Genomic DNA, 13,671 nt, shown 5'->3' with positions numbered 1-13,671 from the left:
ACTAGGATGGCTCTGTGGCCGGGCTGATTAAACGCGAAGATATTGACGAAGTACGCCAGCGCACGGACATCAAGGAAGTCGTGGACGGCTACGTGACGCTCAAGGGCGCCGGGCTGGGATCGTTCAAGGGCCTGTGCCCCTTCCACGACGAGCGCTCGCCGTCGTTCACGGTCCGCCCCCAGGTGGGCAGGTACCACTGCTTCGGCTGCGGCGAGGACGGCGACGTCATCTCCTTTGTCCAGAAGCTGGACCACACCTCGTTCCATGAGGCTGTGGAAAAACTGGCTGCCAGGATCGGCTTCGAACTGCGCTACGAAGACGGCGGCACGGGCCCCAACCGCGAGGAAGTGGGCAAACGCCAGCGGCTCCTGGACGCCCACAAAGTGGCTGATGAGTTCTTCCGCGCCCAGCTGCTGACTCCCGGCGCAGCCGAGGGCCGCAACTTCCTCTACGGCCGGGGCTTCGACCGGGCAGCCGCTGAGCAGTTCGGCGTCGGCTACGCGCCGCAGGGCTGGGACGCGCTGCTCAAGCACCTGCGCGGCCGGGGATACACGGATGCTGAGCTCAAGCTCACGGGCATGTTCAGTGAAGGCAACCGGGGCATTTATGACCGCTTCCGCGGCCGCCTGATCTGGCCCATCCGCGACATCGCCGGCGACACCATCGGCTTCGGCGCCCGGAAGCTCTACGAGGACGACCAGGGCCCCAAGTACCTCAATACACCGGAAACCACGCTCTACAAGAAGTCCCAGGTGCTCTATGGCATCGACCTCGCCAAGCGGAACATCGCAAAGGAACGGCAGCTCGTGGTGGTGGAGGGTTATACCGACGTCATGGCCTGCCACCTGTCCGGCGTTACGACGGCGGTGGCCACCTGCGGTACCGCGTTCGGCGCCGACCATATCAAGATCGCCCGGCGGCTGCTGTCCGATGACGGAACCGGGGGAGAGGTCATCTTCACGTTCGACGGCGACGCCGCGGGCCAGAAGGCTGCCCTGCGCGCTTTCGAGGAGGACCAGCGCTTTGTGGCGCAGACGTACGTGGCAGTCGAACCGACCGGAGCCGATCCCTGCGACCTGCGCCAGGCCAAGGGTGACTCGGCGGTCCGGGACCTGATCAGCAGCCGCCGTCCGCTCTTCGAATTCGCCATCAGGGCCTCCCTGAAGCGCCACAACCTGGACACCGTGGAAGGCCGCATTGCGGCCCTGCGGGAGTCCGCCCCGGTGGTGGCCCAGATCCGCGACGCGGGAATCCGCCCCGGCTACGCCCGCGAGCTTGCCGGCTGGCTTGGCATGCCGGTTGAGGAAGTGAGCCGCGCGGTGGCTGTTGCCGCCAAGCGCGCCCAGGGCGAAACGCCCGCAAGCCAGGCTGCAGGCCCCGGCGTTGCCGCACTGCCGGCGTCGGGCGTTGTGCCGTCCTTCAACCGGCCGGACCCCCGGGACCCCGTGGCGTCCATGGAGCGCCAGGCACTGGAAGTGGCGCTTCAGGAGCCCGCCATGCTGGCCGGCGGGACTTGGGAGCGGTTCAGTGCTGCCGGGTTCAGGACCCCCGCCTACCAGGCCGTCCACGACGCCATGCGGGCCTCCGGGCCGGACTTGGCCGGGGATCCTGTGCGGTGGGTGGAGCAGGTGATGAATGAGGTGCCCGAGCCGCTCCGCCCGTTGGTCTCGGAGCTAGCGGTGGTGCCGCTGCCGGCAAGCAACGCGGACGGCGTGCTCAGGTACTGCCGGGATATCCTTGCGCGGCTGTTCGAACTGCAGATCACAAGGGTCAAGGCGGACAAGATGGGTCAACTGCAGCGGCTGGATGCCTCGGCCCATCCTGAGGAGTTCCAGCGTCTGAACCGTGAGCTGATGATGCTGGAGATGGAGCGCCGTTCACTGCGTTCCGATGCCTGACGGGAGCCGCACGCACGGCCCGCTGTAGCGTCGGTGCGCTCAATTTCGTTTAGGGGCCGGGTGTTTGCTAGGCTAGTACCCGCTTCATTCCTCCTTAGCTCAATTGGCAGAGCATTCGACTGTTAATCGAAGGGTTGCTGGTTCAAGTCCAGCAGGAGGAGCGCACAGTCCCCGTTCCGGGTCACCGGGACGGGGACTTTTTTATACCCGGGCGGGGTATTCGGGGGAGCCGCGGACGCCGATTTCACATTGGGGCAAAACCTTTGCTAATGTCATACCTGCTTCATTCCTCCTTAGCTCAATTGGCAGAGCATTCGACTGTTAATCGAAGGGTTGCTGGTTCAAGTCCAGCAGGAGGAGCGGACAGGCCCCGTGACCGGCGAACAGCCGGGTGCGGGGCCTTTTTTGTTCGGTTTTCAGACGAAGTCCATCTCCACCTGCAGGAACCGCTCGGCCTCATCGATGGCGGCCCGGAACGCTTCCGCTTCCGTGGGGGACTTCCGTGGCTCACGCGGGTGCCATTCATGGGGCGCTGAGTGCACTCTGGTGAAGCCGCTACTGGGCGGGGCATAGAAGATGCCAAACCGCTGTACGGGCCATTCAGGGGACGTTTCGGGGGCCACCAGGAGTGCGGCGTTGAACGCGGGGTTGAACCATTGCGCGATGGGGCGGCGCCGGTCCTCAGTGAAAAGTCCCGCGGCGTACAGGGCTGCCGACTGGGGACTTGTCTGCGCGCACAGCCGTTCCCACCACAGGGGCAGGATGCCGGCGTCGCAACGCTGCCAGGTGGCCGGAAGGGGCGGATGATGCTTCTGCCAGTCGGGCACAGAACAACTTTATCGCGCGGGCAATTGCCGGAACAGGGGCACAAAGCCCGTGCCCGGGGGAGCTTGTCAGGGCCGGTTCCACGGGCCGGGATTGACCCGGAAGAGCAGCGCTGAACCGGCGAGCGCCCCGAGGATGATGCCCATGGCGGGGTTCCCCATCGCCCGCCCGGCGAAGTAACCGGCGACGGCGCCAATCACCGCGCCGAGGAACAGCCCCCTGCGGTTGCGGTGCGGTCTTTTGGCCATGGACCCAGCGTACCGGTGCGGCTGCGGCGCCAGCGGATGGGTGGCGCTAGTGGATGGAGGGAACCGTGCGCGGGCGGACCACCAGCCACAGGGCTGCCGCGGCCAGCAGGATGCTGGTGGCCTGGACTCCGCCCATGACGGTTGCGGAAATTTCGCCGAACCAGCCCACCACCGGGGACACGATGCCGGCCATCATGAAGGTTGCAGCGCCCAGCAGCGATGCGGCGGTTCCTGCCTGCGCGCCGTGCTTGGAGAGGGCGAGGACCTGGACGCAGGGGAACGTGAATCCCGTGCCCAGGATGTAGAACCACAGTGGCACCATCACGCCCCAGAGCTCGAAGCCGAGCTGGTCGAAAATGACGATCAGCACCGCCATCAGGAACATCCAGGCGGTGGAACAGGCCAGGATCCATTGCGGCGGAACCCGCTTGATCACCCGCGAGCTGGTCTGCACACCGGCCACGATGCCCAACGAGTTGATGCCGAAGAGCAGGCCGTACTGCTGGGGGGTAAACCCGTAGATGTTCTGGAACAGGAACGGGGAAGCGGAAAGGTAGGCGAAAAGCCCGGCGAAGTTCATGCCGCCAAGCATCAGCAGGCCCACGAAAATCCGGTCCGAAAAGAGCAGTTTGTACCGCTGCCCCGCCGTCAGGCCGGACTGGCCCCGTAGTTCCCGGGGCAGGGTTTCGCGCACCAGGAGGATGGCCGCGATGATCACCAGCGTGCCGTAGCCGGCCAGGAAGTAGAAGATGCCCGGCCAGGGCATGATCAACAGGAGCTGGGAACCGATGACCGGCGCCAGGATCGGGGCCAGGCCGTTGACAAGCGCCATTCTGGAGAACATCCGCACCATGGCGTATCCCGAGAAGAGGTCCCGCACCATGGCCATGGCCACCACGCCGCCGCCAGCCGCGCCAATGCCCATGAGCACCCGGAAAAGCCCCAGCGTCGCCAGATCCGTGGACAGCGCCGCGCCGAGAGAAGCGGTGATGTGCAGTGCCGTGGCCAGGATCAGCGGCAGCCTCCGGCCGAACTTGTCGCTGAGCGGCCCCACCACCAGCTGGCCCAGGGCGAAGCCCACGGTTGTGCCGGTCAGAGTGAGCTGGACTTCCGCTTCCGATACCCCGAGGCTCGCCTCGAGGGCGGGGAATGCCGGCAGGTAGAGGTCGATCGTAAAAGGACCGAGCGCTGTCAGGGCGCCGAGGAGGAGGATGTACAGGATTTTCCGGTTGCGGCTCAGCGAATCGCCCGGATTGGCGGGAATGCTCACAGGGACCAATCCTAGGGCCCTCAGATCATACTTTTACAGCGTTGCAGGGCGCGCCACGGGTTATTACCCGAAGAACGGTACGAACGTGAATGATAGTTTTGTCAACGGGGAGTGTGTGAAGCCGCGCAGGCCCCCGGAATCCACCGGAATCCGAATCAAAGATGGAACCAGTTAGGCGGGATCGATGAGCGGACGACACAGCGGCCGGACAACAAGCGGACTGAGCATTGGAGCACTGCCCAAAACGCTGAGGCTTGTTGCCAAACTGGCACCACGCCAGCTCAATGACGAGATTGCCCTCGCGAAGATCGAGGTCAAGCGCAAGGGTATCCAGGTCGGGGCGGCCGCCGCGTTCCTGGCCGTGGCACTGGTGTTCGTCGCCTTCCTCATCACGGGGCTCATCGTGGCCGCCATCATGGGGCTCGCCACCATCATGCCCGCCTGGCTGGCAGCCCTCCTGGTGTGCGCGGTCTTCCTTGTCATCGCCCTTATCGGCGCCCTCATCGGCATGCGCAAGTTCAAGAAGGCCATGCCGCTTGTACCGGAAGACACCATCCGCGGACTCAAGCACGATCTCGGCATCATGAAGGAAGGCTCGGAGTTCAACCCCGCCGTCCTTGATCCGACCTCCGAAGAGGCCAAGGCCGCCAAAGCCGCCAAGGAAGCCGCCAAAGCCAAGGAGAAGGCAGAAAAGGAAGCCAAGGCCGCTGCCGAAAGGGTTGACGTGCCCGCCCCCACGGAAGCCGAACTGCGGAGCCGCCTGGACAAGCGCCGCCGGCACCTGACGGGTGTGCGCGACGAACTGGACGAGGAGCTTGACGTCAAGACCCAGGCGCAGCTGCTGCTGGCTGCGACGGAAGCCCGGCTGAAGTCCGGCAAGGCCCGCGCCGGCCATCAGGTGGAATCCCTCAGCCACTCCACGTCCAGCTTCCTGAACCGCGCCGGCGAAAGCCAGGCCGGGGCACGCTGGAAGCCGCTGGCAGCGTTGGTCGCATCAGCGGCTGTCCTCGTCGTCCTCCTCCGCAAGCTCCTCAAGGGCTAGGACTTACCGGCGCTACCCAGGCAGCCGAAGCGGGAAGGGAAGGAGGCGAGGGATGAAGTTCATTAACGCAGGTGCGCGTCCGGGCCAGCGGCACGTTGACAGTGACGCCGTTTTCACCATCCCCAACATCCTGACTGTCGTCCGCTTCATGGGTGTTCCGCTGTTCATCTGGCTGGTCCTGGGGCAGAAGGAGTACGCCCTCGCCACGATCGTGCTGGTGGTCATGGGCAGCACGGACTGGGTGGACGGGTACATCGCCCGCCGCTTTAACCAGACGTCCAGACTGGGCCGGATCATGGATCCGATAGCCGACCGGATGGCACTCATTGCCGTGGCCGTCACCCTGGTGATCGCCGGCGTCGTGGAATGGTGGTACCTGACTGCCCTGGTGGTCCCGGATGCCATCCTGATGGCCGCTTCGCTGTACTACTTCCGCAGCCACCCCGACCTCCCCGTCAGCCGTATCGGAAAGATCCGCACCGCGCTCCTCCTTGTGGGCACCCCGTTGCTGGTGCTCGCCAAACTGCCCATTCCGCTGACCGAGGTCTATTTCGTGGCGGCATGGATCTTCCTGGGCTTCGGCCTGGTCGGCCACTGGGTGGCGGCGTACAACTACTTCCGGGCCATCATCCGCAAGGGCAGGCTCAAGACTGCGGACGACGGCGGACGCGGCTGATGGTGTGGCTCGCCGTCTTCCTGGCGGTGCTGGGTGCCTTTTGCCTCGCCATCGGCGCACAGCGCCAGGGAAGTGCGGTCAAGGCGGACACCGGCGGGCTGGCGCTCAGCTCGCACGGCTTCCTCCGGCTCATCCGCAACCCGCGCTGGGTGTTCGGGCTGTTGCTGCTCGGGGCCGGCATGGCCATGAACGCTGTCGCCCTCGTCTCAGCGCCGCTGACAGTGGTGCAGCCGATCGGGGCCATCGCCCTGGTGATCACCACTGTCGTCAATGCCAAGGACCAGGGCCTGAGCATCAACCGGGCCACGGTGGTGGCCATCTCGGCCTGCGTCACCGGCTCCGCGGCCTTCGTCCTGCTGGCGGTGAACGCGACGCAGGAGAACCATCATGTGAGTTTCGACGACGAACTCACCATCGTCCTGCTGCTCACCCTCGCGGTGGGCCTGTTCGGTACGCTGGCGCTGGTGTTCAAGCACCGCATGAGCGCCTTCATCTACATCCTGGGGGCCGGGGTACTTTTCGGCTTCGTGGCAGTGCTGACGCGCATCATCGGCAAGCACCTGCTCGACCCCAACGGGCTGGCTTTGCTCAACGTGCAGTGGTATTCGGTGGTGGCCATCGTCGCAGCGGGCGGGCTGGGCTCGTGGTTTGTCCAGTCGGCGTACTCAGGCGGCCCGCCGGACCTCGTCATCGCCGGGCTGACGGTCATCGACCCTATCGTGGGTATCGCCATCGGCATTGCGATCCTCGGCGAACTCCGGCCGGATGTCCACGCCGTGCTGGCGATTGCCATGGGGGCGGCGGCTTCGCTTGCTATCGTGGGGGTAATCGCCCTCTCGCGGCACCATCCCGAAGTGACCAAGCGCAAGAAGGACGCGCGCAAGGCCGCCGGGCGGGTGTCCTAGGGGCGAGTGATACCCAGACTTCACCGGAAGTCCCGGCGCGACTGCGCCGAGGGGCAGCAGGCCGCCACAGCCAGCGCTGACCGCACCGTGACCACCAGGAGCTCTCCACGTGACCATGCCCGACAGCCAGCAACCACTTACTATCCTGATCGCTGCGGACACCTACCCGCCCCACGTCAACGGAGCCGCGCAGTTCGGATACCGGCTGGCGAAGGGCATGACGGCCCGCGGACACGACGTCCATGTGCTCGCGTGCCGGCCGGACAAGGGCAAGAGCTTCACCGAGTTCCGGACCGAGGGCACCGTTCACCGGATCCGCTCCCACTCAGTGCCCACGCACGAGTACTTCCGGATCACGTTCCCTTGGGAGATCAAGAAGGAAATCAGCCTCCTGTTTGACCGCGTCAAGCCGGACGTAGTGCACATCCAGAGCCACTACATGATCGGCGAGCACGTGCTCTACGAAGCCGAACGGCGCGGAGTGCGGATCGTGGCCACCAACCACTTCATGCCGGAGAACCTCAACCCGTTCCTCCCGTTTCCGCAGTGGTTCAAGGACATCGTGGGACGTATCTCCTGGAAGGACATGGGCAAGGTCATGGGGCGGGCTGACGTCGTCACCACCCCCACGCCGCTTGCCGCCAAGGCCATGCACCAGCACGCGTTCCTGCGCAAGGTCCTGCCGCTCTCCAACGGCATTGACTCGGCTGCCTACGAACTCCGCGAGGGCGAAGTGATCGAGCGCCACCCGCACCCCACCGTGCTGTTCGCGGGCCGCCTGGCCGAGGAGAAGCACGTCAACGTCCTCATCGATGCGGTGGCGAAGACCCCGGCGGAGCTGAACGTCCACCTGGAGATCGTCGGGGGAGGCGAGGTACGCGCCCCCCTCGAAGCGCAGGTGGCGCGGCTGGGGCTGGAACCGCGCGTGAAGTTCCTGGGCCTGGCCAGCGACGCCGAACTGCGCGAGGCCTACATCAGAGCGGACCTGTTCTGCATGCCGGGAACGGCCGAGCTCCAGTCCCTGGTCACACTGGAGGCCATGTCCGCTTCCACCCCTGTGCTGCTGGCGGATGCCATGGCGTTGCCGCACCTGGTGCGCGACGGCGGGAACGGCTACCTATTCACGCCGAACGACAGCGACGACCTCGCGGCCAAGATCACCAAGGTGCTGCAGCTGCCGGCCGAGGAACTGGCGGCAATGGGCAAAGCCAGCCGCTGCATGGTGGAACCGCACAGCATCCAGGGGACCCTGCAGACGTTCGAGGATCTGTACCGCGGGGCCACCTACGACGACAAAGTGGTGTAATCCCGACGCGGTGCCCCTGTGCGCCGCCGGCAGCGAGACCGCTGGTGCGCGTTCAGGCCATTACTATTGCTAGAGTGTTTTTGCCCCGGAACTGCCGAGGCTCCCTGCGGAGCCGGCAGCCCGCAGGGCGCACGGGGCTATAGCTCAGCTGGTTAGAGCGCGGGACTCATAATCCTAAGGTCCTCGGTTCAAGTCCGAGTAGCCCTACCAAACTTCCAGCCGCCGGCCCTGCCGCAGCCGGGAAGCCTGTGCCAACAGCACCCACGCCAGGAGCCGCGGCCGATGTCCAGACATCGGCCGCGGCTCTTTTTGTTGCCCGGCGAGCCCGGGACAGCGTGGGTTTCGCTTGCCCGGCACCCCGCCCTGCGGTATGTTACTCATGAGTAACTTAAGCGCATGCGCGACACCCGCGCCTTTTGGGCGCTGCTGATCACCCGTGAAGGAACAACATGTCCAAAGCTGCCATCGACATCAATGACCTGCCGTACGCCGACGGCGACTTCTTCGCCTTCGAGCAGCTGCTCAGCGGCAAGGAACGCGACCGGCTGGCCGAAGTCCGGGATTTCCTGGCCCGCGAGGTCAAGCCGATCGCGGTCGATTGCTGGAACCGGGCGGAGTTCCCGATGGACCTGATCCCCAAGTTGGCCGAGATCGACCTCGTCAGCCCCGTGCGGCGCCAGGGATACTCCAATCTGTTCGCCGGTATCCTGCACGCCGAAGCCACGCGCGCGGACACGTCCATTGCCACCTTCCTGGGCGTCCACGACGGCCTCTTCACCGGCTCCATCGAGGCCCTTGCCTCGCAGGAACAGCAGGAAGCCTGGCTGCCGGACATCTATTCGCTGAAGAAAATCGGCGCCTTCGGCCTCACAGAGCCGCTGGGCGGTTCCGATGTTGCCGGCGGCACCCGCACCACAGCCCGCCGCGAGGGTGACAGCTGGGTCCTCAACGGCGCCAAGCGCTGGATCGGCAATGCCACCTTCTCTGACTGGGTGGTCATCTACGCGCGGGACATCGCCGACAACCAGGTCAAGGGTTTCCTTGTTGATACCCGGACCGAGGGCTACGGCGCCACCAAGATTGAAAACAAGATCTCCCTGCGGACCGTCCAGAACGCCGACATCACGCTCGACAACGTCGTGGTGCCGGACTTCTTCAAGCTCGCCAACGCCAACAGCTTCCGGGACACCAACAAGGTCCTGAAAGTGACCCGGCTTGCCGTGGCCTGGCAGGCTGTCGGCCAGCAGCTCGCGGCCTTTGATGTCGCCCGGCGCTACGCCGTGGAACGCAGCCAGTTCGGCCGGCCGATCGCTTCCTTCCAGCTGGTCCAAAACCAGCTGGTACAGATTCTTGGCAACGCCGTCAGCTCCATGGGCATGATGGTGCGCCTGTCCCAGCTGGAAGATGCCGGGGAGGCCAAGGACGAGCAGTCCGCCCTCGCCAAGGCCTTCACGACGGCCCGGATGCGCGAAAGCGTTGCCATCGGCCGCAGCCTCCTGGGCGGCAACGGCATCGTCACGGACTTCGAGATGGCCAAGATCTTCTCCGACGCCGAAGCGATCTACTCCTACGAAGGCACGCACGAGATCAACACCCTGGTCACAGGACGCGCGATCACCGGGATTTCCGCCATCGTGTAACCGTCCCGGGTGGCCGTTCGCGGGCGCCCGCCGCTGATCCATCGCGGCCCTTCATCCTCAACCCGGTGCACCCACGGGAAGCAGGATGGAGGGCCGCAGGTCTGTCACGAGGGACAGTGGATTGAGATAGTCCTCGCCCCGGCGCACTCCCCAGTGCACGCACGGAGTCGACGCACAGTGCCCCGTCACCACTGTCCCGATGACATCCCCCTTCGATACCGCCGCTCCGGTCCGCAGGCTGCTTTCCACCGGCTCGAAACTGCTTCGCAGGCCGTTGCCGTGGTCGACGGTGATCACAGGCCGGTCCACCACTACTCCCACGAAGCTGACGGTGCCGGACTCCGGTGCGGTGACCGGGGCGCCGTCGGCCGCCGTCTGGAGGTCCACGCCGCGGTGCCCGCTCAGCCACGGCTTGTCCGGGGGATCGAACGCCCGGACTACTGCCGGCCTGGGTGCTACGGGCCAGTCCCAGGTGCCGGCGCGGGGCGTGACGGCCCCGCCGGAGGCAGGGGCGATGGCTAGCATGGACAGCAATACGGCGGCCGGGATGGTTCGGGCTTTCATCTCTTCAGCCTGCAATCCCGGGGCGCCGGCCGGAAGGGATGCCCATCGCTATGTGGACAAGCCGGGTGGGCGGCTTGTCGGGCAAGGGGACCGGGCGTGGCGGGGCGTGAATTTGGTCTGATCCGGCGGGGCCGCTGTAGTACACTTGACGGAGCAGTTTGCTGTGCCCTCAACGATGCCCGGCCGGCGGTTCATGCCACCTCTTGGTCGCTTGGTCTTTCCGGTCGTTCTAGTCAGCACGTCTCATTCAGAGGTGCGGGGGAGCAGTGGCTGACTACGCGTATCCAGCCCTCCTCAGAAGAAGCTTCACGCTTCCGGTGCGGAGGACTGCGCCTCCTGCGGTCCGTGCCATGTGGCACGGATGGGAAGCGCAGTGGATACCAGGAGTAACGCCCGCTGGGCGAAACTAATCAACCGTCAACTATTGGCAGGGTAAGAGAGCCATGGGCTCTCTCATGAATGACCTGCCGGAAGGAGCGTCGGCATGCCCGTCGTAACTATGCGCCAGCTGCTTGACAGCGGCGTCCACTTTGGACACCAGACCCGTCGTTGGAACCCGAAGATGAAGCGCTTCATCTTCACGGAACGCAACGGCATCTACATCATTGACCTGCAGCAGTCGCTGTCCTACATCGACCGTGCCTACGAGTTCGTCAAGGCCACCGTTGCACACGGCGGCACCGTTCTCTTCGTCGGCACCAAGAAGCAGGCACAGGAATCCATCGCCGAGCAGGCCACCCGCGTTGGCCAGCCTTACGTGAACCAGCGTTGGCTCGGCGGTATGCTGACCAACTTCCAGACGGTCTCCAAGCGCATCCAGCGCATGAAGGAACTCGAAGAGATCGACTTCGACGACGTCGCCGGCTCCGCTTACACCAAGAAGGAACTGCTGCTCCTTCGCCGTGAACTCACCAAGCTCGAGACCAACCTCGGCGGTATCCGCAACCTGACGAAGGCACCGTCCGTGCTCTGGATCGTGGACACCAAGAAGGAACACCTCGCCGTTGACGAGGCCAAGAAGCTGAACATCCCGGTTGTTGCCATCCTGGACACCAACTGCGACCCCGACGAAGTCGACTTCCCGATCCCGGGTAACGACGACGCCATCCGCTCCGTCAACCTGCTGACCCGCGTTGTTGCCGACGCCGTTGCCGAGGGTTTGATCGCCCGTAACCAGCGCGCAACCGGCACCACGGAAGCTCCGGAAGAGCCGCTGGCCGAGTGGGAGCGCGAGCTCCTCGAAGGCAGCAAGGCTGAAGAAGCTCCCGCTGCTGCAGAGGCTCCCGCCGCAGAGGAAGCCCCGGCAGCTGCCGAGGCAACCGAAGCTGAAGCCGGCGAAGCAGACGCTGCCAAGTAGGCAGACAAGTAAATCTGGACCATCCCCGGCACTGTCCGCAGTGCCGGGGGTTTCTGACAGGATGGCCGCTCACTCGGTGAGCTGCCGTCCTGTCAGTCCGTACACCACACAAAATTTCTAGACAGAGGGGTTCACATGGCGAACTACACTGCCGCTGATATCAAGGCTCTGCGCGAGCGCACCGGCGCCGGCATGATGGATGTCAAGAAGGCTCTTGACGAAGCCAACGGTGACGCCGAAAAGGCCATCGAGATCATCCGCATCAAGGGCCTGAAGGGCGCTACCAAGCGCGAAGGCCGCTCCACCGCGGAAGGCCTGGTTGCAGCCAAGGTTGCCGGCGGCGTCGGCGTAATGATCGAGGTCAACTGCGAGACCGACTTCGTCGCCAAGGCTGACAAGTTCATCCAGCTGGCCGACAAGGTCCTGGCCGTCGCGGTCGAGTCCGGCGCAGCCGACATCGAGACCCTGCTGGCCACAGAGGTTGACGGCAAGCCGCTGTCCGAGGTTGTTGTCGAAGAAGGCGCAATCCTCGGCGAGAAGGTTGTTGTCCGCCGGATCTCCCGCATCGAGGGCGGCACGGTTGACGCCTACCTGCACAAGACCTCCAAGGACCTCCCGGCCCAGGTCGGCGTCCTCTTCGCTGTCGACGGCGAAGGCGAAGGTGCAGCGACCGCTGCACACGACGTCGCCGTCCACATTGCCGCAATGGCTCCGAACTACCTGAGCCGCGAAGACGTTCCCGCCGAGCTGGTTGAGTCCGAGCGCCGCATCGCCGAGGAAACGGCAAAGGCTGAAGGCAAGCCCGAAGCTGCCATGACCAAGATTGTGGAAGGCCGCGTGACGGGCTTCTACAAGGGTGAGGTTCTGGTTGACCAGGCATTCGCAAAGGACGCCAAGAAGTCTGTGGCGCAGGTCCTCGAAGAGGCCGACGTTAAGGGCACCGCTTTCGCGCGTTTCCGCGTCGGTTCCTAGTTAGACACGCAAAGGGGTGGTCACTTCGGTGGCCGCCCCTTTTGCATGCAACCGCAGCGTTGCAGGCTGCATTTACGGCCCGGGGAAATAACACCTTTGGCCATCCGGCACGATAACCTAGCTCAGAGCTCATTTACGGGAAGGCACCATGGAAACCGTCAACAATTCTGTCCAGTCAGAGAAGAGCCGGCGTCGCGTCCTCCTGAAACTCTCCGGCGAGGTCTTCGGCGGCGGAAAGCTGGGCGTGGACCCGGACACCGTCCGCGGAGTCGCCAAGCAGATCGCCGCGGCCGTTCCCGATGTCGAGGTTGCGATCGTAGTGGGCGGCGGTAACTTCTTCCGCGGCGCCGAACTGTCCCAGAGCGGCATGGACCGCTCCCGCGCCGACTACATGGGCATGCTGGGCACTGTGATGAACTGCCTCGCCCTCCAGGACTTCCTGGAACAGGCCGGCGTGGAGACCCGCGTGCAGAGCGCCATCACGATGGGCCAGGTGGCTGAGGCATACATCCCGCGCCGCGCCATCCGCCACATGGAAAAGGGCCGCGTCGTGATCTTCGGAGCCGGCGCCGGACTGCCATATTTCTCCACCGACACCGTGGCTGCCCAGCGTGCGCTGGAAGTGCATGCCGACGTCGTGCTGATGGCAAAGAGCGGCGTGGACGGCGTCTACACCGCAGACCCCAAGAAGGACCCCGGCGCCGAGAAACTTGACCGGCTGAGCTACGACGACGCCCTGCGCCGCGACATCCGCGTGATGGACCAGACCGCCATGACCATGTGCAAGGACAACAACCTCACCATGGTGGTGTTCGGCATGGAAGGCGAGGGCAACGTCACCCGGGCGATCCGCGGAGAGCAGCTGGGCACCGTAGTCACCCCCTAGCAACGGCTAGGATGATTTGAGGAGGGCCGGCCCGGAGGGCGGGCCGCAAAGACGGAACGAACCGTGCATTCCGGCCAACCGG

At 65.0% G+C, this 13,671-nt stretch carries 13 protein-coding genes and 3 tRNA genes; 12 read left to right on the top strand and 4 right to left on the bottom strand.

Annotated features, from left to right (window positions below; genetic code table 11):
- The first annotated feature begins 14 nt into the window (after positions 1 to 14).
- The 3 genes from dnaG to WMN78_RS04290 all read left to right on the top strand — a co-directional run bounded on the left by dnaG (position 15) and on the right by WMN78_RS04290 (position 2,258).
- The gene (gene dnaG, locus WMN78_RS04300) at positions 15 to 1,898 is read left to right on the top strand and encodes a DNA primase (RefSeq protein ID WP_340532230.1); all 1,884 of its coding nucleotides are present in this window, start codon (positions 15 to 17) and stop codon (positions 1,896 to 1,898) included.
- 88 nt (positions 1,899 to 1,986) lie between these two features.
- A tRNA-Asn gene (locus WMN78_RS04295) sits at positions 1,987 to 2,059 on the top strand.
- A 126-nt stretch (positions 2,060 to 2,185) separates the two neighbouring features.
- Positions 2,186 to 2,258: transfer RNA gene (locus WMN78_RS04290), tRNA-Asn, on the top strand.
- A 56-nt stretch (positions 2,259 to 2,314) separates the two neighbouring features.
- On the opposite strand, the gene WMN78_RS04285 is transcribed toward WMN78_RS04290, so the two are convergent.
- The 3 genes from WMN78_RS04285 to WMN78_RS04275 all read right to left on the bottom strand — a co-directional run bounded on the left by WMN78_RS04285 (position 2,315) and on the right by WMN78_RS04275 (position 4,241).
- Positions 2,315 to 2,725: a hypothetical protein gene (locus tag WMN78_RS04285; RefSeq protein ID WP_340532229.1), complete on the bottom strand. Its 411-nt coding sequence runs from the start codon at positions 2,723 to 2,725 to the stop codon at positions 2,315 to 2,317.
- Positions 2,726 to 2,791: 66 nt separating this feature from the next.
- Positions 2,792 to 2,971, bottom strand: coding sequence for a hypothetical protein (locus tag WMN78_RS04280; protein ID WP_340532228.1), 180 nt, complete (start codon positions 2,969 to 2,971; stop codon positions 2,792 to 2,794).
- A gap of 46 nt (positions 2,972 to 3,017) precedes the next feature.
- A complete protein-coding gene (locus WMN78_RS04275) occupies positions 3,018 to 4,241 on the bottom strand; it encodes a multidrug effflux MFS transporter (RefSeq protein WP_340532227.1) in 1,224 nt (407 codons plus the stop codon).
- A 184-nt stretch (positions 4,242 to 4,425) separates the two neighbouring features.
- Between WMN78_RS04275 and WMN78_RS04270 the strand changes: the two genes are divergently transcribed.
- The 6 genes from WMN78_RS04270 (at position 4,426) to WMN78_RS04245 (ending at position 9,810) form a co-directional block, all read left to right on the top strand.
- On the top strand, positions 4,426 to 5,283 hold the full coding sequence (locus WMN78_RS04270; RefSeq protein WP_340532226.1) for a phage holin family protein: 858 nt from the start codon (positions 4,426 to 4,428) through the stop codon (positions 5,281 to 5,283).
- 52 nt (positions 5,284 to 5,335) lie between these two features.
- Positions 5,336 to 5,959, top strand: a complete 624-nt coding sequence (locus tag WMN78_RS04265) for a CDP-alcohol phosphatidyltransferase family protein (protein WP_340532224.1) — start codon at positions 5,336 to 5,338, stop codon at positions 5,957 to 5,959.
- Positions 5,959 to 6,864 (top strand): DMT family transporter, encoded by a 906-nt coding sequence (locus WMN78_RS04260; protein WP_340532223.1) that lies wholly within the window; start codon positions 5,959 to 5,961, stop codon positions 6,862 to 6,864. The genes WMN78_RS04265 and WMN78_RS04260 overlap by 1 nt, the downstream gene beginning before the upstream one ends.
- Positions 6,865 to 6,973: 109 nt before the next feature.
- Positions 6,974 to 8,170, top strand: a complete 1,197-nt coding sequence (locus WMN78_RS04255; RefSeq protein WP_340532222.1) for a glycosyltransferase — start codon at positions 6,974 to 6,976, stop codon at positions 8,168 to 8,170.
- Between the two features lie 133 nt (positions 8,171 to 8,303).
- Positions 8,304 to 8,380 (top strand) — tRNA-Ile (locus WMN78_RS04250).
- Between the two features lie 239 nt (positions 8,381 to 8,619).
- A complete protein-coding gene (locus tag WMN78_RS04245; RefSeq protein ID WP_340532221.1) occupies positions 8,620 to 9,810 on the top strand; it encodes an acyl-CoA dehydrogenase family protein in 1,191 nt (396 codons plus the stop codon).
- A gap of 57 nt (positions 9,811 to 9,867) precedes the next feature.
- Here WMN78_RS04245 and WMN78_RS04240 read toward each other — a convergent pair whose 3' ends face one another.
- A complete protein-coding gene (locus WMN78_RS04240; protein ID WP_425341112.1) occupies positions 9,868 to 10,374 on the bottom strand; it encodes a M23 family metallopeptidase in 507 nt (168 codons plus the stop codon).
- Positions 10,375 to 10,858: 484 nt separating this feature from the next.
- Between WMN78_RS04240 and rpsB the strand changes: the two genes are divergently transcribed.
- From rpsB to pyrH, 3 genes are all read left to right on the top strand, one after another.
- A complete protein-coding gene (gene rpsB, locus WMN78_RS04235; protein ID WP_340532220.1) occupies positions 10,859 to 11,731 on the top strand; it encodes a 30S ribosomal protein S2 in 873 nt (290 codons plus the stop codon).
- Between the two features lie 135 nt (positions 11,732 to 11,866).
- A complete protein-coding gene (gene tsf / locus WMN78_RS04230; RefSeq protein ID WP_340532219.1) occupies positions 11,867 to 12,703 on the top strand; it encodes a translation elongation factor Ts in 837 nt (278 codons plus the stop codon).
- 148 nt (positions 12,704 to 12,851) lie between these two features.
- The gene (pyrH, locus tag WMN78_RS04225) at positions 12,852 to 13,589 is read left to right on the top strand and encodes a UMP kinase (protein ID WP_028272131.1); all 738 of its coding nucleotides are present in this window, start codon (positions 12,852 to 12,854) and stop codon (positions 13,587 to 13,589) included.
- Positions 13,590 to 13,671: the final 82 nt, after the last annotated feature.

Origin of the sequence: Arthrobacter oryzae (assembly GCF_037911235.1) — a bacterium.
In the GTDB taxonomy this organism is placed as follows: Bacteria; Actinomycetota; Actinomycetes; order Actinomycetales; family Micrococcaceae; genus Arthrobacter; species Arthrobacter oryzae_E.
The sequence above is the reverse complement of the archived record's forward strand: the minus strand, read 5'-3'. Positions and strand labels throughout refer to the sequence as shown.

Bases quoted from the DNA above. Each gene is read 5' to 3' on its own strand.
- rpsB (WP_340532220.1), top strand. From the start codon at position 10,859: ATGCCCGTCGTAACTATGCGCCAGCTGCTTGACAGCGGCGTCCACTTT.
- WMN78_RS04270 (WP_340532226.1), top strand. From the start codon at position 4,426: ATGAGCGGACGACACAGCGGCCGGACAACAAGCGGACTGAGCATTGGA.
- WMN78_RS04245 (WP_340532221.1), top strand. From the start codon at position 8,620: ATGTCCAAAGCTGCCATCGACATCAATGACCTGCCGTACGCCGACGGC.
- WMN78_RS04280 (WP_340532228.1), bottom strand. From the start codon at position 2,971: ATGGCCAAAAGACCGCACCGCAACCGCAGGGGGCTGTTCCTCGGCGCG.
- tsf (WP_340532219.1), top strand. From the start codon at position 11,867: ATGGCGAACTACACTGCCGCTGATATCAAGGCTCTGCGCGAGCGCACC.
- WMN78_RS04265 (WP_340532224.1), top strand. From the start codon at position 5,336: ATGAAGTTCATTAACGCAGGTGCGCGTCCGGGCCAGCGGCACGTTGAC.
- WMN78_RS04240 (WP_425341112.1), bottom strand. From the start codon at position 10,374: ATGAAAGCCCGAACCATCCCGGCCGCCGTATTGCTGTCCATGCTAGCC.
- WMN78_RS04260 (WP_340532223.1), top strand. From the start codon at position 5,959: ATGGTGTGGCTCGCCGTCTTCCTGGCGGTGCTGGGTGCCTTTTGCCTC.
- pyrH (WP_028272131.1), top strand. From the start codon at position 12,852: ATGGAAACCGTCAACAATTCTGTCCAGTCAGAGAAGAGCCGGCGTCGC.